This window comes from Mycobacterium sp., from assembly GCF_044370595.1.
Classification (GTDB): domain Bacteria; phylum Actinomycetota; class Actinomycetes; order Mycobacteriales; family Mycobacteriaceae; genus Mycobacterium.
Map to the genome: position 1 here is coordinate 1 of NZ_JBILVF010000167.1, position 7,261 is coordinate 7,261.

7 protein-coding genes and 1 pseudogene are annotated in these 7,261 nt (G+C 69.6%); 4 read left to right on the forward strand and 4 right to left on the reverse strand.

Going from position 1 to position 7,261, the window contains the following annotated elements:
* Window positions 1-314: 314 nt before the first annotated feature.
* On the reverse strand, window positions 315-935 hold the full coding sequence (locus ADBZ5N_RS16185) for an MmpS family transport accessory protein (RefSeq protein WP_526259152.1): 621 nt from the start codon (window positions 933-935) through the stop codon (window positions 315-317).
* Window positions 936-1,118: 183 nt separating this feature from the next.
* On the opposite strand from ADBZ5N_RS16185, the gene ADBZ5N_RS16190 reads away from it, so the two are divergent.
* Window positions 1,119-1,355, forward strand: a complete 237-nt coding sequence (locus tag ADBZ5N_RS16190; protein WP_526259154.1) for a DUF3107 family protein — start codon at window positions 1,119-1,121, stop codon at window positions 1,353-1,355.
* Window positions 1,356-1,363: 8 nt separating this feature from the next.
* On the opposite strand, the gene fasR is transcribed toward ADBZ5N_RS16190, so the two are convergent.
* Window positions 1,364-1,999: an HTH-type transcriptional activator FasR gene (gene fasR, locus ADBZ5N_RS16195; RefSeq protein WP_526259156.1), complete on the reverse strand. Its 636-nt coding sequence runs from the start codon at window positions 1,997-1,999 to the stop codon at window positions 1,364-1,366.
* Window positions 2,000-2,072: 73 nt separating this feature from the next.
* On the opposite strand from fasR, the gene ADBZ5N_RS16200 reads away from it, so the two are divergent.
* The 3 genes from ADBZ5N_RS16200 to ADBZ5N_RS16210 all read left to right on the forward strand — a co-directional run bounded on the left by ADBZ5N_RS16200 (window position 2,073) and on the right by ADBZ5N_RS16210 (window position 5,305).
* A complete protein-coding gene (locus ADBZ5N_RS16200) occupies window positions 2,073-3,098 on the forward strand; it encodes a DUF3152 domain-containing protein (RefSeq protein WP_526259158.1) in 1,026 nt (341 codons plus the stop codon).
* Between the two features lie 149 nt (window positions 3,099-3,247).
* Entirely contained in the window at window positions 3,248-4,411 is a 1,164-nt protein-coding gene (gene moeB / locus ADBZ5N_RS16205; protein WP_526259164.1) for a molybdopterin-synthase adenylyltransferase MoeB, read from the forward strand.
* A 48-nt stretch (window positions 4,412-4,459) separates the two neighbouring features.
* The gene (locus ADBZ5N_RS16210; protein WP_526259160.1) at window positions 4,460-5,305 is read left to right on the forward strand and encodes a TIGR02569 family protein; all 846 of its coding nucleotides are present in this window, start codon (window positions 4,460-4,462) and stop codon (window positions 5,303-5,305) included.
* A 75-nt stretch (window positions 5,306-5,380) separates the two neighbouring features.
* On the opposite strand, the gene ADBZ5N_RS16215 is transcribed toward ADBZ5N_RS16210, so the two are convergent.
* Together ADBZ5N_RS16215 and ADBZ5N_RS16220 are read right to left on the reverse strand one after the other, a co-directional pair.
* The gene (locus ADBZ5N_RS16215) at window positions 5,381-6,169 is read right to left on the reverse strand and encodes an alpha/beta fold hydrolase (protein ID WP_526259162.1); all 789 of its coding nucleotides are present in this window, start codon (window positions 6,167-6,169) and stop codon (window positions 5,381-5,383) included.
* A 24-nt stretch (window positions 6,170-6,193) separates the two neighbouring features.
* Window positions 6,194-7,261 (reverse strand): annotated as a pseudogene (locus ADBZ5N_RS16220) (zinc ribbon domain-containing protein); the annotation flags it as partial.

Genomic DNA, 7,261 nt, shown 5'->3' on the forward strand with positions numbered 1-7,261 from the left:
ACCGACCTGTTCGAGCGGCTGCAGCGCACGCACAGCGAGCGGATGCAGCACCTGGGTCTGGCCTGATCTTCCGGGCACCGTCCGCCCGGTCCGTCCGTCCGCCCGGTCCGTCCGCCCGGTCCGTCCGTCCGTCCGCCCGGTCCGTCCGCCCGGTCCGTCCCCCGGAAGAAAGCCAGTGGGGGTTTTGCCCGCCTTCGCGCGACTAAGGGCGCCCTTTGTCGCGCAAAGGCGGGCAGGGGAAGGGCCTACAAGAACGGCGCAACCAAGAACGGCGCAACCACGAACGGCGCAACCAAGAACGGCTGGAAACCGGCCTAGCGGTTGCAGGTCGTGCTGGTCCCGAAGTCGGTCTCCGACACCACCGTGGCGCCGCCGGCGTCGGTGATCCAGCAGTTCAACTGGCTCCCGCGGCCGTTGGCGGTCACATAGTTCACCGGCAGAGTCGCGACGATCGTCATCGTCCAGGGCAGCATCACGTTGTCCACGGTGCGCAGCGCGCCGGTCTCGTCGGCGTACACCACGGTCACCGGTTCATTGGGTCGCTGGTTGCCGTCGACGGTGTAGGTGATCTGGCGCAGATCAATCGTCGGCTGGGCGGCGGCCATCGGGCTTGACTGCATCCGCACCGGTACCTCGACGACGTCCATCGGGTTGACCGGCTGCGGCCCCAGGTGAGGTTCGAGATGCGGTTCGAGATGCGGCTCAAGGGGCTGGGGTTCGAGGGGCTGGGGTTCGAGGGGCTGGGGTTCGAGGGGCTGGGGTTCGAGGGGCTGGGGGCTGACCGTGGCGATGACCGTCCGGTGCACGCTGCGGCCGTGCCCGTCGGTGGCCGCGATGCCGGCGTTGACGACGCACAGCGCCGCCACCGCAGTGGTCGCCAGGCCCATGGCGGTGATGGTCACCCGCGGCCAGCGGGCCCCTCGATCGTCGTTCACCCGGTCAGTGTGCGGGGGTCGGCGCGGCGGCCGGACACGGCGCACGCGGCAGTTGTCATGCTGTTACCGCAGCTTGACCACCTTGTTGGCATCGGCGTTATGGCACACCGCAACGGCCCACGGGCAACGTCCACTAGCCTCACGGGAGACGCGCTCGCAGGAACGTGAAGGAAAGGGGCCGGTGTGGAGGTCAAGATCGGTGTCTCGGACAGCCCGCGGGAGCTGGTCTTCAACAGTTCCGAGACACCTGAGCAGGTTGAGCACCACATCAAGACGGCACTGGCCGCCGGAGACTCCGAGGTCCTCAGCCTGACCGACGACAAGGGCCGACGGTTCCTCGTGCAGACCAGCAGAATCGCCTACGTCGAGATCGGCGCCGCCGATGTGCGCCGGGTCGGTTTCGGGGTCGCCTCGTCCTGACCGGCTGGTCAGCCGCGGGTCAGCGGAACGTGGGACAGGCCGCCCCAGGCGAACTGCACGGTGCCCTCGACGGCATCCTCCTTGGAGATCGGGCGGTCGGCCCCCAGCCAGTACCGCGCGCAGTCCACGCTGATACCCACCAGCCCGACCGCGATCATCCGGGCGCGGTGCGGATCGAGCCCGGAGTCCTGGCTGATCAGGTCGAACACCGCATCGGTGCAGGCCTCAATCGCCACGTTGACCTGGTCGGCCACCTGCGGCTCGCTGACGTTGTCGTTCGCGAAGATCAGCCGGTAGCCCTGGCTGTCGAGTTCGATGAAGTCGAAGAACGCCTGCACCGCCGCCCGTAGCCGCTGCCGGTTGTCGGTCGTGGTGCGCAGCGCCTGGCGCACCCCGGCCACCAGGATGTCCCCGTGCTGGCCCAGCACCGCCAGATAGAGGTCCAGCTTGCTGGAGAAGTGCTGGTAAAGCACCGGCTTGCTGACCCCGGCCCGGTCGGCGATCTCGTCCATACCGGCGGCGTGATAGCCGCGGTCGACGAACACCTCGCTGGCGATGGCCAGCAACTGATCGCGTCGCTCCCCCCGGGGCAACCGTCCACCGCGGGCGCGCCTGCGCGCGGCCGCATCGGTCAAGCTGCTCATCGAAATGACACTACTACCAGCGCCTCCGCGTGCCCTTGGGTCGCCCGCGAAAGTGTTATGCCATCCTGGGTCGGTGACCAATGAGTCGGGGCCCGTCGGGGGTGGTCGCGCGCCGGTGCTGCAGAACGAGCGGGACCGGCCGCTGCGCGCGCTGCGCGATCCGCTGACTGACGACGGCGGCCGCCCGAGATCAAACCGGGACGAACGCACCAATGTGCGCAGACAGAGCTGGCTGGGCCGGTTCGTGTCCACCTACGGCTGGCGTGCCTATGCGCTGCCGCTGCTGGTGGCTCTGACCGGAGTCGTGCTCTATCAGACGATGACCGGCACGGTGGCCTCGGTCGCCGACGAGCCGGTGAAGGGTCCGCCGACGATCGGTTCGGCCGGCACCAGCATCGTCGGTGCCCCGCCGCGCGGGCTGACCGAGTTCGACGCCAATCTGCCCACCGGCATCCTGCCCGCGGGCGGCCCGTTCACCGAGTCGGGCGCCAAAACCTGGCGGATGATCCCCGGAACCGCGCCGAAGGTGGGGCAGGGCACCGCCAAGGCGTTCACCTACACCGTCGAGGTCGAAGACGGCGTCGACACCTCCTCCTTCGGCGGCGACGAGGGCTACGCCCGGATGGTCACCGAGACGCTCAGCAACCCCAAGAGCTGGACGCACAACCCGCAGTTCGCCTTCGAGCGGGTGGACGACCCGGCCGTGAAACCGGACTTCCGGGTGTCGCTGACCTCCCCGGTCACCGTCCGGGAGGGCTGCGGCTACGAGATCCCCATCGAAACATCTTGCTACAACCCGATTTACGGGCCGAACGGCGAGCCGCGGGTGTTCATCAACCTGGCCCGCTGGGTGCGCGGGGCGGTGCCGTTCCAGGGTGACATCGGGTCCTACCGGCAGTACCTGATCAACCACGAGGTGGGCCACGCCATCGGCTACACCGCCCATGAGCCATGCGGGAGCACGGGCGGCCTGGCGCCGATCATGATGCAGCAGACCTTCTCCACCTCCGACAACGACGCCGCCCGCTTCGACCCGCAGTCGGTCAAGCCGGACGGCAAGACGTGCCGGTTCAATCCCTGGCCGTATCCGATCGCCTGACCGGCCGCGCCCTCCCGGCGAGCGTGCGCGAACGCCCGCCCCCGGCGGCGCCCTCTCCCGGCGAGCGTGCGCGAACGCCCGCCCCCGGCGGCGTGTCGGCGTACCGACACGCACCCCCGGTGCGGCAGCGCGACAATGAAGTCATGACGTTGCCGCCGCTGGTGCAACCCGCCGCGGATCTCACCCCCGCCGAGGTCGCCCGCTACAGCCGACACCTGCTGCTGCCGCAGTTCGGTGCCGACGGCCAGCGGCGCCTCAAGAACGCCCGGGTGCTGGTCATCGGGGCCGGCGGCCTGGGTTCCCCGGCGCTGCTGTACCTGGCCGCCGCCGGGGTGGGCACCCTGGGCGTCGTCGACTTCGACGTGGTCGAGGAGTCCAATCTGCAACGTCAGATCATCCACGGCTGCGCCGATGTCGGCCGGCTCAAGGTCGACAGTGCCCGCGACGCGATCGCCGCGATCAACCCCCTGGTCGACGTGCGGGTGCATCCGCTGCGGCTGACGGCCGACAACGCGGTGTCGCTGTTCGCCGAGTACGACCTGATCGTCGACGGCGCCGACAACTTCGCCACCCGTTATCTGGTCAATGATGTTGCGGCACTGGCGCATAAGCCCTACGTGTGGGGTTCGATCCATCAGTTCGCCGGCCAGGTGTCGGTGTTCTGGGAAGACGCCCCCGACGACTCCGACGGCGGCCGGCGCAGCCTGAACTACCGCGACCTGTATCCCGAACCCCCGCCGGCCGGGACGGTGCCGTCCTGCGCCGAGGGCGGGGTGCTCGGTGTGCTGTGTGCGTCGGTGGCCGCGGTGATGGGCACCGAGGCGATCAAGCTCATCACCGGCGTCGGCGAGTCGCTGCTGGGCCGGCTGCTGATCTACGACGCGCTGCAGATGTCCTACCGCACCATCACCCTGCGGCGTGATCCGGACCGTCCGCCAATCACCGCCCTGGCCGACTACGAGGCGCTCTGCGGGCTCGACGCGACAGCGGACCCCGGCCTGACCCCGGCCGAACTGCGCGACCTGCTCGACTCCGGGGCCGCCGTCGCGCTGATCGACATCCGCGAACCCGCCGAATGGCAGATCAACCACATCGACGGTGCGCAGCGCATCCCCAAGGCCGCACTGGAGTCCCCGGACGGTCCCGGTCTGCTGCCGGCGGGGGCGCTCCCGGTGCTGTACTGCAAGACCGGGATGCGGTCGGCGCAGACGTTGGCCGCACTGAAGGCGGCCGGGGTGACCGGCGCGCGGCACCTGCAGGGCGGCATCGTGGCCTGGGCGCAGCACTGCGACCCCGACATGGCGATGTACTGACGGCCTGTTGACCGCGTGTTCTCCCCGGCACGGCTTACCCTGAGCCATGTGATGGACGAGCGCCCGCCGGGCCATGTGCTGGCCGCGTTCGGACTCAAGGACGGCGAACCGCAGCAGGTCTGGGACGGCGGCTGGCGATATGGCGAGATCGTGCTGTCGCTGATCGCCGATCATGCCCGGGCCGCCTGGTCGGCCAAGGTGCGTGAGACGTTGTTCGTCGACGGTCTGCGGTTGGCCCGGCCGGTGCGGTCCACCGACGGGCGCTACGTGGTGGCGGGCTGGCGGGCCGACACCTACGTCGCCGGCGCCCCAGAGGCCCGCCACGACGAGGTGGTCTCGGTCGGGGTGCGGTTGCACGAGGTCACCGCCACCCTGGAGCGGCCCCGGTTTCTCACCCAGGCGCCGGTGCCGCCGTGGACCGAGGTCGACGTGTTCACCGTCGCCGACCGCGCCGCCTGGGAGGACCGGCCGCTGCAGAACCTGCCGCTGGGCGCCCCGGAGATCCCCGACACCCCCGACCGCACCCAGTCGGTGGAACTGCTGACTCAATTGGCCGCTCTGCGCCGGCCCACCCACGTCGCACCGCAGTTGGTGCACGGCGATCTCTACGGCACCGTGCTGTTCGCCGGCACCGCCGCCCCGGGCATCACCGACATCACCCCCTACTGGCGGCCGGCGTCGTGGGCGGCCGGGGTGGCCGTCGTCGACGCACTGTCCTGGGGTGAGTCCGACGACGAACTCATCGAGCGGTGGTCGGACCTGCCGGAGTGGCCGCAGATGTTGGTGCGGGCGTTGATGTTCCGGCTCGGCGTGCACGTCTTGCATCCGCGGTCCACGCCGGAGGCTTTCGACGGGCTCAAGCGCACCGCCGCGCTGGTTCGGATGGCGGTCTAGGCGCCGAACGTGTGGCCACCAGGGCGCGCACCGCCTCCACTTGTGCGTCGGTGACCGATGCCATCTCAGGCCATCTCAGCCCAGCATGCCGCGGATGATGGCGGCGGTCTCGGCCGGTTTGGCCAACGGCACCATGTGCCGGCAGCCGAACACCTCGAAGGTGAAGTCGGCTCCCAGTTGGGTCGTCAGCGCGTCGATCACCGGCTCACCGGCATACGGCGGGTCGACGAACTCGGCGCGCACCAGCGTCGTGCGGGTTCCCCTGTGCGGCAGAACAACATCGCGGGCCAACTCACTCCAGTACGACATCATCGCCGGTATACACACCCGCCAGCCGTGGCGGCCCGACGGCAGCGCCACCAGATGGTTCTCCAACTCGGCGTCCAGTTCGGCCGGCGGCACGTCGGCCCAGCTGCCGGTTGCCTTCTCGGTGCGCGCCTCGGCGGGGTCGGTGTAGTCCGGTGAGGCCATCATCGCCTCGGCCACCTGCCGCATCATCTGCCCGTCCATGGCCACCGCCGGATCCAGCATCACCAGTCCGGAGACCAGGTCCGGGCAGGCCGCGGCCAGGTGCAGCGCCACCGCCCCGCCGAAGGAATGGCCCGCCACCACCACCGGCCCGTCGGCCTCGTTCTCGATGAGGGTGGCAAGCGCGGCGACATTGGCGTCGATGGTCCACGGCGCGGCATACGACGAGCGGCCGTGGCCGATCAGATCCGGTGCCAGCACACCGAATTCGGGCAGATACCGGCTGGCCAGGGTGTGCCAGCGGGCACCATGGCCGGTCAGTCCGTGGATCAACAGGATCTTCGCCGGGCCGGGTGGCCCGTAGCGGTGGAAGTGCAGCGGTGCAGGGGAGTGCATGGCCGTCATCCTAGGTCCGCCCGATCAGGGGGACGCATCGCCGGCCCACTGAAAGCTGTTGACGTACTTGCCCAGATCCTGGGCGAGTTGCAGATTCGCCGCTGAGGGCAACCCCGGCCCGGAGTTCGGCCCGAAGGATCGGTAGGGGCCGGTGGCGAAGGCGACGAGTGCGAGATCGTTCTTCACCGCAGCCATCGCGAGGATCCGTTGGCGGGTGTAGGTGGCCGCGGGGTTCTGCGGCCAGTCGTCGGCGAACACGCCGTAGCCGGGTTCGTACCCGACCTTCGCGTTGGGAATCCGGTAGGCGACTCGGGCGTCCGGGAAGCGTGTCCGCAGTAAAGATTTGACGACATCTTCGGCGGTGCGGCCGTTGGCCGGTTCGGAGAACAACTGCATCACGCCGGTGTCGCCGCCGGTGAATTTCGCGGTGACGCCGTTGTCGTAGGTGGTGATCTCGTAGGCCGACTCCGGCGTCGGGTAGGACACCGAGAACTGCTGGTTGCTGAACCGGGGTAGCCCGGTGACCGGCTGGTCGGCGGCGGGGCGGCCGCATTCCGGTGGGCACATGTAGTGGGCGATCTTCGGCGTCAACGCGAGTGTGAGTCCGGCCATGACCACTGCCGCGGCTGCCACCGTCATTCCCCAGCGGCCGAACAGCCAGCCCAGCTTGGGCCGGTGAACCGCAGGCGCGCGGTACTGCCCTGCGGGCAGTGCGTAGCCGGGGTAGGTGGCCTCATCAGCGCCGTCGCCGTCGCCGTCGGCGGTGGCGGGTTGGGGCCGCTCCCGGCGACGCTCGTCGCGTGATGTCCGGGTCGAGGCGCGGGTGGCGGCGCCGCACGCCGGACAGAACGCCATATCGGGCACCACCATCTCGCAATGGATGCACAGCAGAGGTTGGTCGGGGTGCGCCGGGTCGGTCGTCTCATGCAGCAACGCCAACTGCAGGGCCAGTCGCAAAGCCAGCACCGCCAGCACTGCGGCGCCGAGATGGATTGCCAGCATTGCCGTTTGCGGCATGCCGGTGATGTTGACCACACCGACAGCGGTGTGCACCAGCACGACCGCCGCAGCGATCAGGCCGAGCAGTATCCG

What these genes read in the sequence shown, in the direction of transcription:
- ADBZ5N_RS16215 (WP_526259162.1), bottom strand. Translation starts at nt 6,169, where the DNA reads ATGCACTCCCCTGCACCGCTGCACTTCCACCGCTACGGGCCACCCGGC.
- fasR (WP_526259156.1), bottom strand. Translation starts at nt 1,999, where the DNA reads ATGAGCAGCTTGACCGATGCGGCCGCGCGCAGGCGCGCCCGCGGTGGA.